This window comes from Corynebacterium aquatimens (assembly GCF_030408395.1).
In the GTDB taxonomy this organism is placed as follows: Bacteria; Actinomycetota; Actinomycetes; order Mycobacteriales; family Mycobacteriaceae; genus Corynebacterium; species Corynebacterium aquatimens.
In genome coordinates this window covers 125,424-144,784 of record NZ_CP046980.1, presented here as the reverse complement: position 1 = coordinate 144,784, position 19,361 = coordinate 125,424, and the positions used below count along the sequence as shown (strand labels likewise).

General features: G+C 60.0%; 18 protein-coding genes. 7 read left to right on the top strand and 11 right to left on the bottom strand.

Annotated elements, in window-relative coordinates:
- Positions 1-8: 8 nt before the first annotated feature.
- The 5 genes from dprE2 to CAQUA_RS00560 are packed head-to-tail and all read left to right on the top strand — an operon-like array spanning position 9 to position 8,990.
- On the top strand, positions 9-776 hold the full coding sequence (dprE2, locus tag CAQUA_RS00580) for a decaprenylphospho-beta-D-erythro-pentofuranosid-2-ulose 2-reductase (protein ID WP_196824965.1): 768 nt from the start codon (positions 9-11) through the stop codon (positions 774-776).
- Positions 777-807: 31 nt separating this feature from the next.
- Positions 808-2,811, top strand: a complete 2,004-nt coding sequence (locus CAQUA_RS00575; RefSeq protein WP_231375502.1) for a galactan 5-O-arabinofuranosyltransferase — start codon at positions 808-810, stop codon at positions 2,809-2,811.
- Between the two features lie 14 nt (positions 2,812-2,825).
- Positions 2,826-6,131, top strand: a complete 3,306-nt coding sequence (locus tag CAQUA_RS00570; protein WP_196824966.1) for an arabinosyltransferase domain-containing protein — start codon at positions 2,826-2,828, stop codon at positions 6,129-6,131.
- Positions 6,124-8,058, top strand: a complete 1,935-nt coding sequence (locus CAQUA_RS00565; RefSeq protein WP_196824967.1) for a M13 family metallopeptidase — start codon at positions 6,124-6,126, stop codon at positions 8,056-8,058. Before CAQUA_RS00570 ends, CAQUA_RS00565 begins: the two co-directional genes overlap by 8 nt.
- Before the next feature lie 35 nt (positions 8,059-8,093).
- Positions 8,094-8,990: an alpha/beta hydrolase gene (locus CAQUA_RS00560; protein ID WP_376993136.1), complete on the top strand. Its 897-nt coding sequence runs from the start codon at positions 8,094-8,096 to the stop codon at positions 8,988-8,990.
- On the opposite strand, the gene CAQUA_RS00555 is transcribed toward CAQUA_RS00560, so the two are convergent.
- The 8 genes from CAQUA_RS00555 to CAQUA_RS00520 all read right to left on the bottom strand — a co-directional run bounded on the left by CAQUA_RS00555 (position 8,983) and on the right by CAQUA_RS00520 (position 14,793).
- Entirely contained in the window at positions 8,983-9,765 is a 783-nt protein-coding gene (locus CAQUA_RS00555; protein WP_196824968.1) for a VOC family protein, read from the bottom strand. The genes CAQUA_RS00560 and CAQUA_RS00555 overlap by 8 nt on opposite strands.
- The gene (locus CAQUA_RS00550; RefSeq protein WP_376993135.1) at positions 9,766-10,050 is read right to left on the bottom strand and encodes an RNA-binding S4 domain-containing protein; all 285 of its coding nucleotides are present in this window, start codon (positions 10,048-10,050) and stop codon (positions 9,766-9,768) included.
- A gap of 1 nt (position 10,051) precedes the next feature.
- Complete coding sequence (locus CAQUA_RS00545) at positions 10,052-10,864, bottom strand: hypothetical protein (protein WP_290178464.1); 813 nt, start codon at positions 10,862-10,864, stop codon at positions 10,052-10,054.
- Positions 10,865-10,871: 7 nt separating this feature from the next.
- Positions 10,872-11,513, bottom strand: a complete 642-nt coding sequence (locus CAQUA_RS00540; protein WP_196824970.1) for a LysE family translocator — start codon at positions 11,511-11,513, stop codon at positions 10,872-10,874.
- Between the two features lie 9 nt (positions 11,514-11,522).
- On the bottom strand, positions 11,523-12,236 hold the full coding sequence (locus tag CAQUA_RS00535; protein WP_196824971.1) for an SDR family oxidoreductase: 714 nt from the start codon (positions 12,234-12,236) through the stop codon (positions 11,523-11,525).
- A 16-nt stretch (positions 12,237-12,252) separates the two neighbouring features.
- On the bottom strand, positions 12,253-12,876 hold the full coding sequence (locus tag CAQUA_RS00530; RefSeq protein WP_290178462.1) for a hypothetical protein: 624 nt from the start codon (positions 12,874-12,876) through the stop codon (positions 12,253-12,255).
- 148 nt (positions 12,877-13,024) lie between these two features.
- Positions 13,025-14,314 carry a serine/threonine-protein kinase gene (locus CAQUA_RS00525; protein ID WP_196824973.1) on the bottom strand — a complete coding sequence of 430 codons (1,290 nt, stop codon included), beginning with the start codon at positions 14,312-14,314 and terminating at the stop codon, positions 13,025-13,027.
- Entirely contained in the window at positions 14,308-14,793 is a 486-nt protein-coding gene (locus CAQUA_RS00520) for a hypothetical protein (RefSeq protein ID WP_196824974.1), read from the bottom strand. Before CAQUA_RS00520 ends, CAQUA_RS00525 begins: the two co-directional genes overlap by 7 nt.
- Before the next feature lie 260 nt (positions 14,794-15,053).
- On the opposite strand from CAQUA_RS00520, the gene CAQUA_RS00515 reads away from it, so the two are divergent.
- Complete coding sequence (locus tag CAQUA_RS00515) at positions 15,054-15,386, top strand: hypothetical protein (protein ID WP_196824975.1); 333 nt, start codon at positions 15,054-15,056, stop codon at positions 15,384-15,386.
- A 65-nt stretch (positions 15,387-15,451) separates the two neighbouring features.
- Here CAQUA_RS00515 and CAQUA_RS00510 read toward each other — a convergent pair whose 3' ends face one another.
- Complete coding sequence (locus CAQUA_RS00510) at positions 15,452-16,282, bottom strand: hypothetical protein (protein WP_196824976.1); 831 nt, start codon at positions 16,280-16,282, stop codon at positions 15,452-15,454.
- Between the two features lie 20 nt (positions 16,283-16,302).
- The gene (locus CAQUA_RS00505; protein WP_196824977.1) at positions 16,303-17,028 is read right to left on the bottom strand and encodes a hypothetical protein; all 726 of its coding nucleotides are present in this window, start codon (positions 17,026-17,028) and stop codon (positions 16,303-16,305) included.
- A gap of 420 nt (positions 17,029-17,448) precedes the next feature.
- On the opposite strand from CAQUA_RS00505, the gene CAQUA_RS00500 reads away from it, so the two are divergent.
- A complete protein-coding gene (locus tag CAQUA_RS00500; protein ID WP_196824978.1) occupies positions 17,449-18,612 on the top strand; it encodes an HNH endonuclease signature motif containing protein in 1,164 nt (387 codons plus the stop codon).
- Positions 18,613-18,617: 5 nt separating this feature from the next.
- Here CAQUA_RS00500 and CAQUA_RS00495 read toward each other — a convergent pair whose 3' ends face one another.
- Complete coding sequence (locus CAQUA_RS00495) at positions 18,618-19,328, bottom strand: hypothetical protein (protein ID WP_196824979.1); 711 nt, start codon at positions 19,326-19,328, stop codon at positions 18,618-18,620.
- Positions 19,329-19,361 lie beyond the last annotated feature (33 nt).

Below are 19,361 nucleotides of genomic sequence, written 5' to 3'. Positions count from 1 at the left end.
GATTAAACATGCTCAATGCAGTAGGACAAGCTCAACACATTCTTCTCCTCGGCGGAACCTCCGACATCGGGCTTGCCATTGTGCGCGAATTTCTCGTGCGCGGCGGCAACCCAGTAGTCACCCTGGCTGCCCGTGAAAACTCCCCTCGCCTTGACGCGGCGGTGGAGGAGGTCCGTGCAGCCGGTGCGCGCGAGGTGCGCGTGATTGACTTCGACGCTTTCGCCGTCGATAAGCATGAAGGCGTGATCGACGCAGTCTTCGCTGAAGATGACGTGGACGTGGCCATCGTGGCCTTCGGTACTCTGGGTGACCAGGAAGAACTGTGGCAAAACCAGCAGGCCGCAGTAGCTTCCGCGCAAACCAACTACACCGCGCCCGTGTCCGTGGGCGTGCTGTTGGGCCAGAAGATGAAGGAGCAGGGTCACGGCACGATCATCGCGATGTCCTCGGTAGCGGGCATGAAAGTGCGCCGCTCCAACTTCGTGTACGGCTCGGCCAAAGCAGGCATGGACGGCTTCTACATGCAGCTCGGCGAAGCGCTGCGCGATAGCGGCGTGAACGTCTTGGTGGTGCGCCCAGGCCAAGTACGTACGAAGATGACCGCGGACTTGGGCAAGGAAGCCCCGCTGACAGTGGACAAGGAAGAAGTGGCCAAGGCCACTGTTGATGCCGTTGTGAAGAAGAAGACCGCGATCTTTGTCCACCCGCTGTTCGGCCCAATTTCATTAGTGCTGCAGCACATCCCGGCACCGATCATGCGGCGGTTGAGCTTCTAGCCCAACGTGTTTGTGTGGGACACTGTTTTCTATGACTGACCGCCCCACGCACACCTCGCGCTTTGAGGCCCTGAATTTTGAAGTCCAGGAGTACGCGCCGGACGCTGTGAGCCTCCGCAGTGCCGTAATCCGCATGATCATCGCGATGATCTCTGGCGGAATGCTCGTCTTGATAGGGTGGTACGCTCTGCGCGCCACGTCGCTTCCCGCGTTCAGTTCCTCCATGGTGACTCGGGCGCTGTCCACCGCTGGGTCGCTCATGGTCCTAGCCGTAACGGCGACGTTGGCTTTCTTCTGGCTTCGCGACGCACGTCCGGAGGGCCGCAATAAACCTGGCGAGCGTCCACGCTGGCGCTACATCCTTACCGAAGGCGTGTGCGCGATGGCCCCGGCGGGCATCGTGCTCACCTCGATCGGCATTCCGCTTGCCTCCACCCGCCTGTACCTCGACGGAATCCAGGTTGACCAGGGCTTCCGCACCCAGTTTTTAAGCCGCATGGTCCAAACGGCATCCAACTCGGACATGGCCTACGTGGACATGCCGTCCTACTACCCGTCCGGGTGGTTCTGGCTGGGCGGACGTTTTGGCGCACTGCTGGGTCTTCCCGGGTGGGAGGCCTACCAGCCGTGGGCACTGGTGTCGCTTGCCATGGCCGCCAGCGCACTCACCCCGATTTGGCGCAAGCTCACTGGTTCTTTGCCCGTTGCTGTCGCCATCGCGCTGACAACGACGGCGATTGTTTTGCGCCTCGTTCCGGAGGAGCCCTATGCCGCGGTCGTGGCCATGCTTGCCCCGGCTATAGCGATCATTGCTACCTATGCCTTCCGCGGGCACTGGGCATCGACCATCGCTGTCATGATCTACCTCGGAGTTTCCGCCTGCTTCTACACCCTCTACACGGGCGTGATGGCACTAACGATGGTGGTCTACGCGTTTATCGTGTTCTTCTCCCGCGACCGCAGCTGGCGCCCGGTCATTCACTTGGCTGTGATGGGCGTGGGCTCCATCCTTATTGCGCTGTTGGCGTGGGGGCCCTACCTCATCAAAGCCGCGACCTTTGACGGTGTCTTGAGCTCGACGGCACAGCACTTCCTCCCGCGGGAGGGCACAGTTTTCCCGATGCCTATCTTCCAGCTTTCCCTGCTGGGCATCCTGACTTTCGTGGGTCTGATCTACATCATCGCGCGGTTCTCCACCCCGAAGATCGGCGCCCTCGGAATCGCCACTGGCGTGTGCTACGTCTGGTGCATCGGATCCATGGTGGTCACGGTGGTGGGCACCACCTTGTTGGGTTTCCGCGTTGAGGTGCTCATCTCCCTGCTGCTTGCAACCGCGGGAATCTTGGCCATCGCTGACTTGCGCCTCACCGGGTTTGATTACCTCTACCCGGGTGCCTTGGATAAAAAGGGCGAGCGCACCGTCTCGGCCGTGTTCATCGTGGTCCTCGCCTTTGCGGGGCTGGCGTATGTACAGCAGATCCCGGCTGAGAATGAGAAGTACATCGACCAGGCCTACGCGGACACCGATGGATATGGTGAGCGTGCTGACCGTCGCGCTCCGGATGCGGCGAAGTACTACGGCGCGATTGATGAATTCCTCCGAAGCCACGGCCGTGAGCCAGCGGACACCGTGGTGATGACGGATGAGATCAACTTCATGTCCTACTACCCCTACTACGCCTTCAATGCGTTCACCAGCCACTACGCCAACCCGATGGGTGAATTTGAGGAACGCAACAAGGTAATCGAGGCGTGGGGCAATGGCTCATTCAACGAGCTCAAAGACCCGGAAGCCTTCCTCAAAGCCGTCGAGTCTTCGCCGTGGCGCGCCCCTGACGCGTTCATCTTCCGGGGCAATGAAAACGCTGAGAACGTTAATGACCAGCAGTGGAAGACCCACGTTGCGCACGATATTTACCCCAACCAACCCAACGTCCGCTATGACGCGCTGTACTTCAACCCCGAGGCTTTCGACTCGAAAGCTTGGGACGTCAAGCAGTTTGGCCCGCTCGTGGTGGTGGTCCGCGCTTCATGAGACGATCGAACACGATGAGTACAAAAATTTCTGCGCCGCGGTGGTTGGCCAACACCGCCATCATCAGCGGCCTTCTCGCGTTTATCTGCCTAGTCGCCATCCCGTTCTTGCCGGTCAAGCAAGTCCAGTCATCCTTGGACTGGCCGCAGAACGGCACGTTGAACTCTGTTAACGCTCCGCTTATCTCGCTGGCGCCTGAGTCACTCAACGCAGAAATTCCGCTCAGCGCTGCCGCGTCGCTTAACGACGGCCAGGTCAACGTCTTGTCCACCCTCCCGCCCGACTCGCCCGAGGCCGCCGACCGCGGTTTGTTCGTGTCTGCGGGCAAAGATGCTGGGTTGACGGTCATTTCTATCAACGAGGTGGTCTTCGAACTCACTCCTGATGAGCTCGCTGAGGTGCCCGCCGACGCGAAGCTGAAACTCGAGGTCACAGACTCGGAGATGACCATCGCGATTCCGGGCACCGACTACACAGAGACCGTAGAGGAGGACATGCGTCCGCAGGTCACCGGCGTGTACACGGAGATCAAGGGGGATCAAGCACAGCGGCTTATCGACGAAGGGTTATCCGCCCACATCGAGATCAACTCGCGTTTCACCTCTTCGCCCACGGTGCTCAAGTGGGCGGCAATGATCCTAGGCACGCTGCTCACCATTCTCTCTCTGTGGTGCTTGTGGCGCCTTGATCAATGGGACGGAAAGAAGATTCCGGCATTTCGCGGCGAGTGGCGGAGGTTCCACCCGCTCGACGGGATCGTGCTCTTCGTGTTGGGCTTTTGGCACATCTTCGGTGCTAACACCTCCGATGATGGCTTCTTGCTCACCATGGCGCGAGTGGCCAATGACTCGGATTACATGGCCAACTATTACCGCTGGTACGGCGTTCCGGAGGCACCGTTCGGATCGCCGTTCTACGACATCTTGTCGCTGTTCGCCAAGATCTCCACCGCGTCGGTGTGGATGCGCATTCCCACGCTCATCGCGGGCATTTTGATTTGGTGGATTCTCTCCCGGGAGATCCTGCCCCGTCTCGGGGAGGCGATCGCAACACGTCGCGTGGCTTACTGGACGGCCGCGTTCATGTTCTTGGCGTTCTGGCTTCCGTACAACAACGGTCTGCGCCCGGAGCCGATTATCGCTCTCGGCCTCATTGCCACGTGGGCGTCGTTTGAGCGTGCCTGCGCCACGCGCCGCCTCACACCCGCCGCCGTGGGCACAATCATGGCCGCGTTCACCCTGGCCTGCGGCCCCACGGGCCTGTCCGCGGTGGGCGTGTTCTTGATCTGTCTGCCAGCACTGTTCCGCATCATGCGTGAGCGCGCCCCCATCGCCCCCGGCGCGGCGCACGTCTTCCCGTTCCTGGCCGCCGGCACGGTGGTCATGGTCGCGGTCTTCCACGACCAAACGCTGGCGACGGTACGCGAATCCACCGCGGTGCGTTCCGCCGTGGGTCCCGCACTGAACTGGTACGCGGAGTTTGTCCGCTACTCCACGCTTTTTGAAGAAGCCGCCGACGGCTCACTGCCCCGCCGCTTCGCCATGTTCACTTTGATCTTCTGCCTTGTTCTTGTCGCATGGAGCATTTCCCGCTACGGCGAGGTCATTGGCGCAGAGAAGGCCCCCACCCGCCGCATGTTGTTGATATTTGCTGCAGCGGCGTTCTTCCTCATGTTCACCCCAACGAAGTGGACGCACCACTTTGGTATCTTCGCGGGCATCGCCGGTGCCGCCGCGGCACTCGGCGCGGTCGTGCTCGCGCAGCTGGCTGTGAAATCGGCCCGCGCGCGGACGTTCTCCTTAGCCGCTGTCATGGGTCTACTAGCGATCTCTCTCGCTGGGTGGAACGCGTGGTGGTACATTTCCTCCTTCAACGTGCCCTGGTGGGACAAGATGGTGCAGTACAAGGGCATTGAGGCCGCCACCGTAATGCTGGGGCTGTGCGTCATCACGGTGATCGTGGGCATCATTCAGTCGCTGCGTTCGGACGGCGACACACCGCTTCCGGACACTCGCGTCAACCGCCTCATGCGCGCCCCGATTGCAGTGTCCTGCGTGGGCGTGGTGGTGTTCTGCATGCTGGTGTTTGTCAAGTCCTTTGTGGACCAGTACCCCGCTTACTCTGTCGGTTTGGGCAACGTACGCAACTTCGGCGGAGAAACCTGTGCAATGGGCGGGGACGTGCTGGTGGAGGCCAACACGAACGATTCCTTCCTCACGCCTATCGACGGCATCCCGCTGGGCAAGTCGCTTGAGATCGGCCAGCCGGAAGGCTTCGACCCCAATGGTGTCCCCGCCTTCATCATCGACGATGACGAAAACACCGCCGCGAACATCGGCCGATCCCGCACCACCCCGGATGCTGCGGTCGCGGATCAGCAAGGCGGCCAACAAACCGCTGACACGGAGGCAGAACAGTCCACCTCCGAAGCCGAGACACAGGGCAACCGCACCGAAGACAAGGTGGGCGTGAATGGATCGACGGTGCGCCTGCCGTACAACCTGGACTACAACCGCGTTCCGGTGATTGGTACCTTCGCCGTCCCCGCAGCCGGTAAGTCCGTAGCCAAAACCACCTGGTACGAGCTCCCTGAGGCCACCGATGCGGCACCGCTACTCGTCGCCTCGGTCGCGGGCCGCATCAAACACCACGATATCGACGGCATTGAACAGCCCGGCCAGGTTCTCAAGCTGGAGTACGGCACCCGCGAGCCGGACGGCTCCGTGCACAACATCGGCGAAGTAGAAATGCTCGACCCGGGTCCAAACATGAAATGGCGCAATGTCCGCTACCCCATCGCGGACCTGCCCGAAGATGCTGACGTGGTCCGCTTGGTGGCGCAGGACAGTTCCTGGGACCAGTACGAATGGCTAGCGATTACTCCGCTGCGCAACCCGCAGCTGCAGCATCTCACCGAAAGGTTTGATAGGGATGAACCCGGCTTGCTTGACTGGTCGACCTCCCTGCAGTTCCCCTGCAACCGCCCGTTCAACCACTACGCTGGCGTAGCGGAGATCCCCACCTTCCGCATCAGCCCCGACGCTCCGGGTAAGAAGGAGCTCAGTGCTTTCCAGGACTTCCTGGGCGGCGGCGCCATGTCCACCGCGGAGGCAGTCAACGCGGCGTACGAGCTACCCGGCTACCTGGATAAGGACTGGCAGCGGGACTGGGGTTCGGTGAACCAGTACATTCTGCGCACGAACTCCCTAGGTGAAAACCCAGATCTGGCAACGATCAACTATGAAACCGTGACTCGTTCCGGACTCTGGCACCCGTCCGACATGAAGATCCGTGACCCGGAGGAGAAGAAATATGACTAACACCGATCTGTACCGCCTGGTGAATGGTCCTTGGCTGGACTCGCACGTCATCCCCGCCGACCGCGGGGTCGACGGCACCTTCCACGCGCTTCGGGATAAGGCCGAAGTAGACGTCCGAGATATCCTCACCGCCTCCGACAGTTTGGGCGGCACTCTCTACGACTCCTTCATGGACACGGAATCCATCAACGCCGCGGGCTTAGCGCCCCTTAAAAAAGACTTCGACCTTTTAAGCGTGAAAGACATCAATGAATTCGCGCACAACCTGGGCCTATTGGAACGCACCGGCATCGCCGCGCCGGTGAGCTACTGGGTGGAAAAGGACTCCCAAGGCGAAACCAGCGTCCCCCATCTGGTGCAAGCGGGCCTCGGTCTTCCGGACGAAGCTTATTACCGCGAACCCGCCCACAAAGAGACCCTGCGCGCGTACCTCGACCACGTTGAGCGCATGCTTGGTTTCCTCGACCCGGCGCGACTGTTTGGCCTGGGTGCGGACGTGGCAGCACAGCGCGTCGTCAAGCTTGAAGCTCAGATCGCGGCGAGCCACTGGGACGTCGTGGATTCGCGCGACGCGCTGAAGATCTACAACCCGCGCGAGTTTTCTGACTTGCCGCAGATCATTCAGACGATGCTCGCCGCATCCGGTCTGGGACCGGGCCGCGTCGTGGTGATGATGCCGTCCTTCGTCGACGACCTTGCCGCGATGCTACGCCCGGACGCCCTGGCTGACTGGCAGTTGTGGGGCACCTGGCATATTTTGCGTTCCCGCGCTGGCCTCGTCGCCGAGGAAATCGGTACGGCCAACTTCGACTTCTACGGCACGGTCCTCTCCGGCGCCACGGAGCAGCGCGACCGCTGGAAGCGCGGCGTGAGCCTCGCCGAATCACTGGTGGGTGAGGACATCGGCAAGGTGTACGTCGACAAGCATTTCCCGCCTTCGTCGAAGGAGCAGATGCTTGAGCTTGTGGACTACCTCGTGTCCGCCTACCGCCAACGCATCAGCGCGCTGGCGTGGATGAGCGAAGAAACCCGCGGCCGCGCGCTGACCAAGCTTGAGAAGTTCCGCGCAAAGATTGGCTACCCAGACAAGTGGCGCGACTACAGCGACCTGAGTTTCTCCCCCGCAGGCAGTGACTTGGTTGAAAACGTGCGCCGCGGTTCGGCCTTCGAGCACGACTACCACGTGTCCAAGGTTGGCCAGCCGACCGACCGCGACGAGTGGGTGTCCACCCCGCAGACCGTCAACGCGTTCTACCACCCCGTGGTCAACGACATCACGTTCCCCGCGGCGATCTTGCAGCCACCGTTCTTCGACCCAGAGGCCGACGCCGCGGAGAACTTCGGCGCCATCGGCGCGGTGATCGGCCATGAGATCGGGCATGGCTTCGACGACCAGGGCTCGCGTTACGACGGCGACGGCAACCTCAACTCCTGGTGGACCGACGAAGACCGCGCGCGCTTTGAGGAGCTGACCAGCAAACTCGTCGAGCAATTCGATGGTCTAATTCCCACGGTGCTCGAGGGCCGCGAAGAGGTCGCTGGCGTCAACGGAAAGTTCACGCTGGGCGAGAACATTGGCGACCTCGGTGGGCTGGGCATCGCGATCGTGGCGTACAAAAACTACCTCGCTGAGCATGAGCTTGACGACGGCCCGGCGCTCCCCTTCGATGTCGACGGCGCCGATGCGGCGTTGTCCGGAAATACGTACACAGGCATGCAGCGGTTGTTCCTCGCCTGGGCACGCGTCTGGCGCACAGCCATCCGCCCGGAGATGGCCGCGCAGTACCTCGCCATCGACCCGCACTCGCCGGCCGAGTTCCGCTGCAACGTGATCGCCGCGAACATCGATGAGTTCTACGAGGCGTTCCCGGAGTACGCCGATTCCGCAATGCGGATTGAGGAGAAAGACCGCGTGGTGATCTGGTGAGCCGCTTTGAGGACGCACAGGCACGGATGCGGCACATCCCCGAACCTGCTGAGCCGAGCGAGCCGCTGCCTATCGGTGAGGCGGAAGCCGAGTTCACGGTCGGGGGCGTAAAGCGCACCCTTTCCCCCGCTGACCAGCTGAATCAGCTCGTGTCCTACATGGACGCGACTTACCCGCGCCCAGACGTCACCGCACCGTGGCGCGGCGGCGCCGGCGATCGTGCGGAAGCAGATCTCTACTTGGCTCACCTGCCTGACCGCATCACCCACGCGGCGATGCTGATGCTCGGCTCGGCTCTAGACCACACGATGCCTGGCGTGGCCTACTCCGACGGGATCACGGTGGAGGAACTGCCCGATCTCGCAGCCACGCTGTTCACCCCGTCCGAGCCCACCGGCCGATGGGCCATTTCGCTGCACCCGGGCGGCTGGTGGCGCGGTGCGGGCATCGCGCGCCAGATGCGCTGGCAGCCGGAGGTCGCCGCCGCGGCGCAGCTGTCCGGCACCACCATCGTCGACCTGGATTACCCGCTTGCCCCCGAGCACACGGTCGCGGACATGGTTGCCCACGTCCGTCGGGCGCTCGACGTTGTGCGCAGCCACAACCCTCAGTCCGTCACCATCTGGGGCGCAAGCTCGGGCGGAACGCTGGCCACGCTCCTTTCCAACGACGTGGACGCCCTCGTACTCACCTACCCGTCGCTCAACGAGTTCGGGCGCCTTCCAGACGACATCCGCGCCGGCGCAGAAATCCCGCCGGCGGAGTCATGGCCGCGCACGCTCGTGCAGATCGCGCTTTACGACGACAGGGTCGCCCGCCCCGATCTTCCCGCCAGCGTGCGGGTGGTGGACTACCACTCCACCCACACCATCGCCACCCCCGAGGAATCCCGTCGCCGCATCCGCGACGTCGCCGATTTTCTGTCTACATAAAGTCCAGGATCGAATCGGCTTCGCTCAGGGCGTCCTCGTCCACCGGCTCATCGACTTCGCACAACGTGACGACGGCACCCGTCGAGTCCACTGCCGTTAGCAACAGCCCGAACGGGGAGTTCTCCGGCCCGCGCAGTACCTCGCCGCCGAACTCGCTGATCCGCGACCGAGCCTCGGCGATGTTGGCCACGCCCAGATAGGTCTGCCAGAAGCTGGGCACATCCGCCGGGATCTGATCCTGTGCATCCCAGATTCCAGCGAAGGCAGCCCCGTCTGCCATGACCAGGTAGTAGCCGTTGTTCTCTACGATCTCCCACCCGAAGAGGTCACCGTAAAAGTCAATCACGGCAGCCACGTCACTCGTCGAGGTGTATTCATGCCACACAGGTGTCCCTGGCTCCCCCGCGGCGACGAATGCGTCTTCACCCGCCGGCTGGAACAGCCCGAACCACCCGCCGGCCACGTCCGCGCACAGCGCCATGGTTCCCAACGACACCTCGGTCGGCTCCGCGACAACCCGCCCACCGAGCTCAGCCACCTTTTCTGCGTCGGCTGAGATGTCCGCACTGAAAAAGTACGTCACCCACGCGTCCCCCATGGCTTCCGCGCTGACCATTCCTGCCACCGGCAGACCCTGGAGCCGCGCTACCCGGTAATCGCCGGCATCAATGTCCCACCCCAGCAGCTTGGAATAGAAATAGGATGACTTGCGCGCTTCCGAAGTGACCAAGTCAATCCAGTACGGCATTCCCGGTTGCGCTGCAAAGGCTGGCATTTAAAGGTTCCTCCACTTTTCAGGGTCAAAATCATCATCGGCAGTGCGCTCATCAAAATAATCACCACTACCAGTGGCAACAACCGCTTTGATTCCGCTCACGCTCACCACATCGCCGTCGTGAAGCATGTGCCCACGCGCAGTGACTACCTCGCCATTGACGGTGACCTCCCCGTCGGCGATCACCTCTTTCGCGTGCCCTCCGGTCTCCACGATGTTGGCAAGCTTGAGGAATTGCCCCAGCTTGATGCTGCTGCCTGAAATTTCAATCTCCATTGGTGCCACCTTAACCCAGCACGGGCCACAGGAGTTCGGGCGCTATGAGATCAACCAGCTGTGGCGGAAAGAACGGGGGAAGGAGCTCGCGTATCGGAACCCAACGAATCGTGGGAAGCGCAAACGAACTGCCTGCAAAATGGTGAACCTCCGGACCGATCATCGCCAAAGCGTCATTCGTATTTGCCGCAGCGTTGCCGTTCGTCATCGCAGCGGCAGTCCAACCTGGCCCGAAGCTCACGCTCGCCATATTTGACCAGCGATTATCAGACCATCCGAATTTCGTCCCCTCAGCGCCCGGAAGGCGGGAGGTGCCGTAGTTCTGAGCAAATCCATCTTGCGCAATCGGTGCGGCAGTACGCATGCCATTGATGATCGGTTGCGCGACAGGATCGAAACGGATGTCATTGACAAATTTTGCAACGTCGTACGCGGAAGTAGAGGTATTCCCCCACCGCCCGTTGCGGTGAGTGGCATGCAGCCCGAAGTTTCGCGCTACAACATCAATAGCCTGCGGGTGCGCGCTATCTAATCGCGCCGCGATGCTATCCGACGAGACCCTAATCATGTGCTCAACCTGCGCTTTTTCACCGGGGGAGCCGTGCTGCAGAATCCAGTAGCCAAGGTAGAGCTTGGACAGCGAAAGCGCTCGGCGCGGCTGCGTTGCATCGGGTGAACCGGTCCACGAGCCATTCGGGTGGTAGACCGCAACCGCGGTGCGTCCCCCTTGGGCTCCCGCTCGCACATCCATAGCAGCGGCCTGAGGCACAAAAATGACAGCGGCGACGAGGAATAAAGCAGCGATTATGCCTTTTAACTTCACGGAGTTGTTATACCCCACTTAGAAGCGCCGTCGCACCCTCAAAAATCATCCACACCGCTAGCACCGCAAAGATGACACCCGCGACAATGTCCACGAGGTAACCCCACCGATCCAAGAACCCGGCAATCACGTCGATGAGCAGAGCAAAGCCGACGAACCATGCCACGCCGGTGATCACCATGGTGACCAGAATTGCCACCATCCATTCCCAACCCATCCCGGGTTTGATGAACTGCGCGAACACCGCCCCAAAAAACAGCACGGCCTTGGGGTTCGAGAGGTTGGTGGCCACGCCCACCCAAAACGCTTTGCTTGACGACGACCCCCCAGCCGCCTCCACCCGCAGCCCGCTCTTCCCGCGGGCCGCGCACCCCGCACGAACCGCGCCGATACCCATGTACAGCAGGTACGAGCCACCAACGAGCTGCAGCACGGCCAGGATCTGCGGGAACGCCTGGATTAAGGCGCTGAGCCCCAGAAGCGACGCCGCAATCCAAAACGTGTTGCCAACCATGATGCCCAGCGCGCACGCCACGCCCGCCGCCCGGGACTTCGCCCCCTGCCTGGTTATCTGCAGCACATCGGGCCCGGGGCTCACGATGCCGACTAGCCAGATGCCCAGTAATGCACAGAAACTCGAAAAGGTCACCCAGAGAGTTTAGCGCTCCGCCTGATCCCTCGGCATAATGCTCATCGTGTCGATGTTCATGTGTGCAGGCAACGACGCCACCCAGCGGATCGCTTCAGCGATGTCCTCGGCCGTGAGGTTCAGTTTCCCCTCGTACACGGCGGCGGCACGCTGCTTATCACCTTCAAAACGGTTCAGCGCAAAGTCCGTTTTCACGCGGCCCGGGTCAATTTCGGTAATGCGGATCGGCTGGTCCACTTCCTCTCGTCGAAAAGCACGCGTGAGCGCGCGTAGACCGAACTTCGCGGCGTTGTAGCCGCTGCCCCCGACGTACGCGTCCCAGCCGGCGACGGACCCGACGTTAATGACCAGACCTTCTGCCGCCACGAGCTGCGGGTACAGCGCTTTCATCATCCTTACGGTGCCCACGACGTTGGTCTGGTACATCCACTCCCAATCGTCCAAATTCGCCTCGCGCAGCAAATCAAGCCCCTTCGCCCCGCCCGCGTTGTTGACCAGCAGGTCCACGCGGTCAAGCTGCGCAGCTAGCTTATCGACGGACCCCTGGTCCGTAACATCCAACTCAACGCCAATCCCGCCGATCTCGGCGGCAACGGCATCGCAGCGCTCTTTCCGACGAGCCGCCACGTACACCAACCACCCATCAGAGGCGAGCGCACGGGCAGCCGCCTCCCCGATTCCTGCTGATCCGCCGGTGACTACTGCTACTTTCTTTTCCACCATGACCCCGAGTGTATGGCTAACCGCGGCCGTATTGCTCAAACGCGAAGCGCGCCAGCAGGATCCGCCACGGCGCGCGGTTTTCGGAGCGCTGGAATTCCGGGACCCCGGCGCGCTCCAACGCGTCGACAATGCGCAGCATCTTTTGCTCAGTTTTCTTCCGTGTCCACCCCAGCTCCACAGCCAACTTGTCGACGCTCGGCACAACAATATGTGCCTCTGCCATGGGGTCTTCCACAAGCGGGGCTGCAAGAGCATTGAGCAACATGCGCTGCTCGGCGGAGGGAACGAAGTGCTCGTTGGTCGCTCGTCGGTCGAAGGCCGCTCGAACCTGGGGCTCGCGGATTACAGTGGCGTTGGTCAGTTTGATCGCGTAATCGGCTTCCTTGGTTGACCACCCCACGGTGGAGCGGCCTGCGGGAACATAGAGCACATCCCCCGGCGCGAGACGCAGCGGCAAGAAACGAACGTTGCCGGCGGGCACAATCCGGGCCGTGATCAAAGATCCCACGTTCTTGACTAACCAATCACCGTCAGAATCCCAAAAGTGAAACAGATGCCTGTGCATTCCTGGGTCGGAGGCCCCAATAGTAAAGTCAGCGCTTCGCCCAATCGTGATGTGCTGCCGCGACGATAAAGTCATGCTCTGACCACCACCGATGTCTTCCACCAACAGATTGCCCCGCACCAACACCCGTCATACGCCTTTCAGACCGCTTCACACTTAATAGAAATATGATCTATTGCGCGTGGGAGGCTTTCAACGTTTGCGGGGTGCAACCCCCAGTTGTCTAACAGAAAGGCAGCGACAGTATGAGATCGCTGCTGAGCAACCCAGTTACCAAAATCGCGTACGAATCCAACGGCTTTTCTTGGATTGCTACGTACGTCGGCTCTGCGACCGGATCCGCATCCTCGTAGAAGGAATAGCAAAAATTGTGAACTAAGTCGTCTTCTTCCGGAACGTGGAGTGACTTCTCCAAATTTTCCCGCGACCCATAGTCCGCTATCGCGAAAGTGAACTTAGTGCCGTAGCAGACAATTTTCGCCTCTTGCCCTTCTTCCAAAGTCCCGCGCGTACAGGTCGAGTCCCTCCACCCAGTGCCGTTGACATCTTCCGGAAGCATGAGTGAGTACATCTTGACCATGGCTTCTTCGGTCGGATTCCACCCTGTAGCAGCGTCACGGCCGATCAATTCCGCCGCCACGACAACGGCCATTACTGCCGCCACGGCAGCGACCCACCATTTCGGCTGACGCTTTACCGCCTGGGAGCATTCCAGCGCATTGATAAAGGAACGCGAGTTGGGAAAACGCTTGGACGGGTCGTTGGCTAGCGCTTGCTCAAAAACATGTCCCACTGGGACTTCTTTAAGGTGGGCCAACGGCCGTGGCCCACGCCACGCCTCCCTGCTCACGGTGGAGTAGAACGAACTACCCGTCACCATTTCGTAGGCAATGAGAGCCAGGGCGTAATCATCCGTCGCCGGGGTTGGGGAAGTCACGCCCGCTTCGTACAATTCAGGCGCCATGTACATTCCAGTACCGACAACGATTCCCTCCATCGTCAATCGGCTTTCCTGCGCGATGTCGCTCAAATAGGAAATACCGAAGTCCGTAAGCACCGCGCCCGACGGTGACAACAGAATGTTCTCTGGCTTAATATCCCTGTGCACAATGCCCGCTTCATGCAGGTGGTCAACCGCCTGCGCAATCGGCCGGAGCATTTCAGCGACCTGCGCGGGCTCGAAGGGCTCGTCGATAAGAGAAAGCTCGTCGGCAAGCGAAGGCCCCTCGATGAGATCCATGACAAAGTACGGCACGCCCGAGCCCGTAATCGCGCCGTCGTACACCCGCGCGATCGACGGGAAATCGAGGCTGGCCATGGTCACCATCTCATTATCAAATCGCGCCATCGCGACCGGGTCGCGGCTGAGCTGCGCCGACAGGACTTTGACGGCCACTTCACGGCTCAGCGCCCGGTGACGCGCCTTATAGACGGTGCCCATCCCACCGTGGCCGATCTCCTCAATGAGCTCGTACCCGGCATAAGAAAGCTCTTCTGCGATGTCTCTCAGCACGGCATCACATCGTCGTAGACATTCCTGAGCAACCTCGTCGTGCCGCCAGGATGGGACGCGGCCGCGTCACACAGCGCGTCGATGTCATTCCCAAAATCGATGTACACGGGGTAAATCGGGTCCCCATTATCCCTGTCGCGCAACGAACGGCACTGGCCCGGGTACGTGAATTCCGCCCGCGGATCCGCCGCAAGCTCACGCGCCAAGCGATCTGGAACCTCATCCGCCCACAGCTGGACCGATGCGAGAATCAGCACACCCCTGCCATCACACTGCGGACTTGATGGCTCCGTCCCATCACTAGCCCGAACGAAAAACGCCCTCTGCTGCTCCGCACTGATGTCAGGCGAAGTATCCGACGACTCCGGCTCCACATCCGCGAACATCGGCTCAATGCCCGGCGCCGCCGTCTCCGCCGCACACGCACCCAGCGCCGGCACCGCCGCGCACAATGCGATAGCTGCTAAGAAACGAACCACGTACGTAGTGTATGACGCACGCACGGAGATTTCTTCGGTTACCCAAGGCGGCAACTTCTTTTGCAATTGTCGCTATATTCCCTGGGGTCTATTCCCCGCACAGACGTTTCGCCTGCGCATATGCATACCCGCCACATCCAGGCTTACAGTGTCCTTGATCACACCTTGAAAATTCCTGCCAGAAGACAGGGGAACACTTGAACGGTCGTGCATATAATCAACACGTCAAGAAAACCCGACCTTCGAAACGAGGAGTCACCATGAAGATCCGCAAGTCTATCGCCGCGGTCACCGCTTCCGCCCTCATCCTGACCGGCACCCCGGCTGTGACCACCGTCGCTCCGGTTGCTCAGGCACAGATCATCGCTCCGGAGCCGAGCTCTCGCCTGGTCATCCCGGCTGACGTGACCAACTTCTTCCACGGCTTGGCCCCCCAGATGCCTCGCGCCGACGTCGAGAACATCCTGAAAATCGGCGCCGCCTGGATCCTTGTCGATATCTTCCTTGCGGTCTTCGGTGGGGTGATTGCTGCGATCCTTAATCTCACTGGCGTCGCAATTGCCGGAAGCGCTGAAGCGAGCTCGGGAAAATAAAGAACTCCTAAGCCTTACTTTTTCTAACAACAAAAGCCGGCGTTCCCACCGGCTTTTTGCTTTCTTTAGGCAGCTTTCCTGGTGCTCCAAAGCTCTTTCAGGTCCGCGAGTGCCATATCCACGGCTTGACCGCTCGACAGCGCGGGGTACGAATCAACTCTGTATATGCCGAACTGCGGACGGCGGATGTTGTTGAAGGCAATTTGGATGTTCTCGGCAGTCATATTTGCCATGAATTCGTCTGTTTGACGCTGGATGTGTTTGCGCTGTGCGCGGTTGAGTTTTGGCGGCGCGAATGGGTTGTCGTCGATAAGCCATTCGGCGGAAAACTCACCCGTGGGCGCGCAGTAAGCGAACACCGCGATGGGCAAATGCTCGTCCTTTTTAATGTTGGTGCGAAAATCCAGCGTGAACGTTTCATACAGCCGGTGTTCGTGGTTCAGCGCGCGAGTGACGAAGGTGTCCATGAGGCGATCGAGCGCCGCTTCGAAGTTTGCCGCGCTGAGCGGACGATTGACGGTGAGTTCGATATCCCATGTGGGGCAGCACCGGCCCTCCTCATCGAATAGACCGGGTCCGTCCGATTTGAAGAACTCGTCGATAATCTCCTCGATGTCGCACGCGATGTAGTCGCTGTACCACTCCGGCGCTTCTATTGAGTAAGGATCAAGAAGCTTCGTCACGCGCTTTCCGTCACTCGGATCGAACGTGATGATCCCCACCGGGAAGCTCTCGCCCGTGTAGGTGCCAAACTCCGGGTTATCTTCGATGAATGTCTCGAAATCGACGTCCTCATCCGGATACAGGTCGTAGTACGCGGCCCAAACCTCGTCGTTGTCGTAGTAGTAGTCGTCTTCTGATGGCGTGTAGTGAATTGTGAAACTTGCGATTTGCATGTTTTTACCCCCTTCGATGCTTACGCCGCTTTCCTGCTTGCCCAGAGCTTCTTCAGGTCGTCGATGGCTATGTCGAGCGCTTGGCCGCTGGACATGGCCTGGAATTCGTCGATTTTAAAGATGCCGAATTGCGGGCGGCGGATGTTATTGAATGCGATCTGGATGTTGTCCGAGTCCATGTTGGCCATGAACTCCTCGGTCTGGCGTTGGATGTGCTTTCTTTGCGAGCGGTTGAGCCTAGCCGGTTCGAACGGGTTCTCGTCATTGAGCCAAGCTGCGGAAAACTCGCCCGTCGGCGCGCAGTATGAGAACACGGCGATTGGGAAGTGCTCGTCTTTCTTGATGTTGGTGCGGAAATCGAGGCTAAAGGTCTCGTACGTCTTGTACTCATGGCCCAACGCGCGCGTCACGTACGTTTGCATGAGCAGCGCCATCCCGGCCTCAAAGTCGGATACCCCTAACGGGCGGTTGAGCGTCAGCTCGATGTCGCTTCCCACCATGATCTGACCGAACTCGTTGACCAAGCTCGTGTTCGAATCCAGTAGAAACTCGTTGATCTCTTCCTCGATGTCTCTGGCGAGAGACTCGCAGTACCATTCAGGAGCCGCTGCTGAGTCAGGCTCAAGAAGCCTAGTGATCCGCTCCCCCGTCTCCAGCTCAAAGGCAATGATCCCCACTGGAAAGCTGTCGGCTGCGTCGTAGTGTTCGGTTGGTGTGTAGTGAATTGTGAAACTTCCGATGTACATGTGTATTACCCCCTTCGATGTTCAACGCTAAAGCGTCCGGCCACTCGGGGGCAAGGGAAAGTTGCACACTATAGTGTGCAACTTCGGGGGAACCTTCTACGGGTTTCGGGAGTCTAACTAAGTTGCGGCTTTCACTCGAGCCTTTGCTTATCGACGATCCTTCTGGCCGCGTTCGAGTCCCCCTGTGGACGGTTGTCCGGTTTTGAAAGTCCGCAGGGCGGACTCGCGGACCTGTTCTGAACTGGGGTTTTGCGGATTTATTCGAACATGTGATCTATTTTCGAACATTTCGGGCGCTTGGTGTCGCGGGCGTTTTTACTATGGAACACACAAACGAATAATCGCTTACCTAGTTGCGTATAACGCAAGCAGATAGGGGGAATAATGAATCCGCTCGAACTAATAAGCTACGAATTTTCGATGATCAATTCATGCAAGGCACGGTTGCTCCGGTTGCTCGGAGAGTTGGACGAAGAACGGTTGGCCGACTTGTACGGCACGTCAAGCCTGTCCACGCTGCTCATCCGCCATGTCGGCGTTTCTAGGTCGACCGCGTTTGAGTACACGAGTGTGGCTCGCAGGCTCAGGCAGTTTCCGGGGCTCCTCGATGCGCTGGAAGATGGTGAGATCCACTATTCCACCCTGCGCTTCCTGCTGAAATACATTACGCCTGCTAACCAAGGGGATCTGTTAGCGCTGGCGAAGAAGCTATCGCATGAGGATCTGCGTAAAGCACTGGCTGGGTACGACACCAACGATGACGGTACGCAGCCAGAACACTTCCTACGCATCCGGGACGAGGACAACGGTGACGTGACGATTACTGCGCGATTGAACGCAACGGACGGAGCGATGTTCAAGGCTGCGCTCAAAACGGGTGAGGCGGCGTATTTCGGTACGCCCGAGACAGCCTCTCAAGATGACGGTGAAAACGCCGAAAACTCCCGCCCACAGCGGGTATCGGGATTCGGTATGCCCGTTGGCAGATCCCTGCTAGCTGCGTTAATGGGCATAGTTCATATAGCACGCGACTGCGTGAACCCCCCTTTGCGTACGCCCGGGGCACAGGTGAATCTAGTTGTAAACCTTGATGGGCACATTTACATGCCGTCGAACCCGAAGGCCCCCTCGAAATCGCTTACCCGGTTGATTGGCAGCGCGCTTGGCAGGCTCGAAGGAGTCAACGACAAGGGAGTGTCGCTCCATCTCGGACGCGGGCATCGCCTGGCGTCCCCCGGCCAGGTCAACGCCCTTTTGCGGTACTGGCATGAGCAATGCGCCATGCCTGGCTGCACCCACACGCGGTTCATCGAGATCCACCACATCACTTCATGGGCAGACGGCGGTGAAACGAACATTGATAACTTGCTGCCGCTGTGCAGTGCGTGCCATTCGATGGTCACCGACGGATGTATTTCGATAGAGAAGCAGGGGCAGGACACCTGCTTCTTCTTCCCAGATGGCTCCGCGTTCGTCTCACGCGAGCACGGGCATGTCCACCGCGATGACTCGCGCCGGCCGACCCCAGCATTGATCGATGCAGACAGCTTCGATGATTCCATCTTCGAAGGACTACCGGTATGAGGCGCTTAGGCGAACGCGTTGGTGCCGACCAGATGAACACACGCGGCAGAGATTGCATCTTGGCCGGACAAGGCGTCGTACTGCCCAACTGGGTGGACGCAGAATTGCGGGCGGCTAACTTTGTCGAACGCCCTGTGCGGATTAGGGCCGCGAAGGTGTTTGGCCAAGCGCTTGCGTTCACGTTTCACCATCCGCCGTTCCTCACGAGTGAGCGGGGGATCATGGAGTGGATAGTTATCGCTGAGCCACGTGGTGTGAAGATCCCCGCTGCGGAGGTTGATGGCAAACACCGCAATCGGTTCGTAGCAGGTGCACATCGGGTCATGAGCACGGTCGCGCCGGATATCCAGAGTAAAGGTGTCATAAATATCCGAGGCGAACCCGCGCGGGTTCAAGATATGAAGTTCGATGAGCGTGTCCAGCCCGGTTTCGAAGTCATCAGCTTCGACCACGGGATTGTCCACGAGGTCAATGTGATCGCCCAAAAGATCGTGGTTCGGTCCGCCGTTGAGCATGCTGTCTTCGAGGAAATCACCGATGCGCTCGGCGATTGCGGCGGCGGCCTCGTCGGTGTACCCAATCGGTGCCGCAGGATGCATGCCGTTCATGATCGGGACTGCGACTTCACCCGACTCGGAATCCATAGCTATAAGGCCGATGGGCAGGTAGAAATGGTCGTTCGGACAGTAACGGATAGTGAAACTTGGAATTTGCATGTGTTGTACCCCCTTCGCTTTTTAACGCTACGG

Excerpts from the sequence above, each read along its gene's own strand:
- dprE2 (WP_196824965.1), top strand. The coding sequence starts at position 9 with ATGCTCAATGCAGTAGGACAAGCTCAACACATTCTTCTCCTCGGCGGA.
- CAQUA_RS00575 (WP_231375502.1), top strand. The coding sequence starts at position 808 with ATGACTGACCGCCCCACGCACACCTCGCGCTTTGAGGCCCTGAATTTT.
- CAQUA_RS00570 (WP_196824966.1), top strand. The coding sequence starts at position 2,826 with ATGAGTACAAAAATTTCTGCGCCGCGGTGGTTGGCCAACACCGCCATC.
- CAQUA_RS00565 (WP_196824967.1), top strand. The coding sequence starts at position 6,124 with ATGACTAACACCGATCTGTACCGCCTGGTGAATGGTCCTTGGCTGGAC.
- CAQUA_RS00555 (WP_196824968.1), bottom strand. The coding sequence starts at position 9,765 with ATGCCAGCCTTTGCAGCGCAACCGGGAATGCCGTACTGGATTGACTTG.
- CAQUA_RS00535 (WP_196824971.1), bottom strand. The coding sequence starts at position 12,236 with ATGGTGGAAAAGAAAGTAGCAGTAGTCACCGGCGGATCAGCAGGAATC.
- CAQUA_RS00530 (WP_290178462.1), bottom strand. The coding sequence starts at position 12,876 with ATGACTTTATCGTCGCGGCAGCACATCACGATTGGGCGAAGCGCTGAC.
- CAQUA_RS00515 (WP_196824975.1), top strand. The coding sequence starts at position 15,054 with ATGAAGATCCGCAAGTCTATCGCCGCGGTCACCGCTTCCGCCCTCATC.
- CAQUA_RS00510 (WP_196824976.1), bottom strand. The coding sequence starts at position 16,282 with ATGCAAATCGCAAGTTTCACAATTCACTACACGCCATCAGAAGACGAC.
- CAQUA_RS00505 (WP_196824977.1), bottom strand. The coding sequence starts at position 17,028 with ATGTACATCGGAAGTTTCACAATTCACTACACACCAACCGAACACTAC.
- CAQUA_RS00500 (WP_196824978.1), top strand. The coding sequence starts at position 17,449 with ATGATCAATTCATGCAAGGCACGGTTGCTCCGGTTGCTCGGAGAGTTG.
- CAQUA_RS00495 (WP_196824979.1), bottom strand. The coding sequence starts at position 19,328 with ATGCAAATTCCAAGTTTCACTATCCGTTACTGTCCGAACGACCATTTC.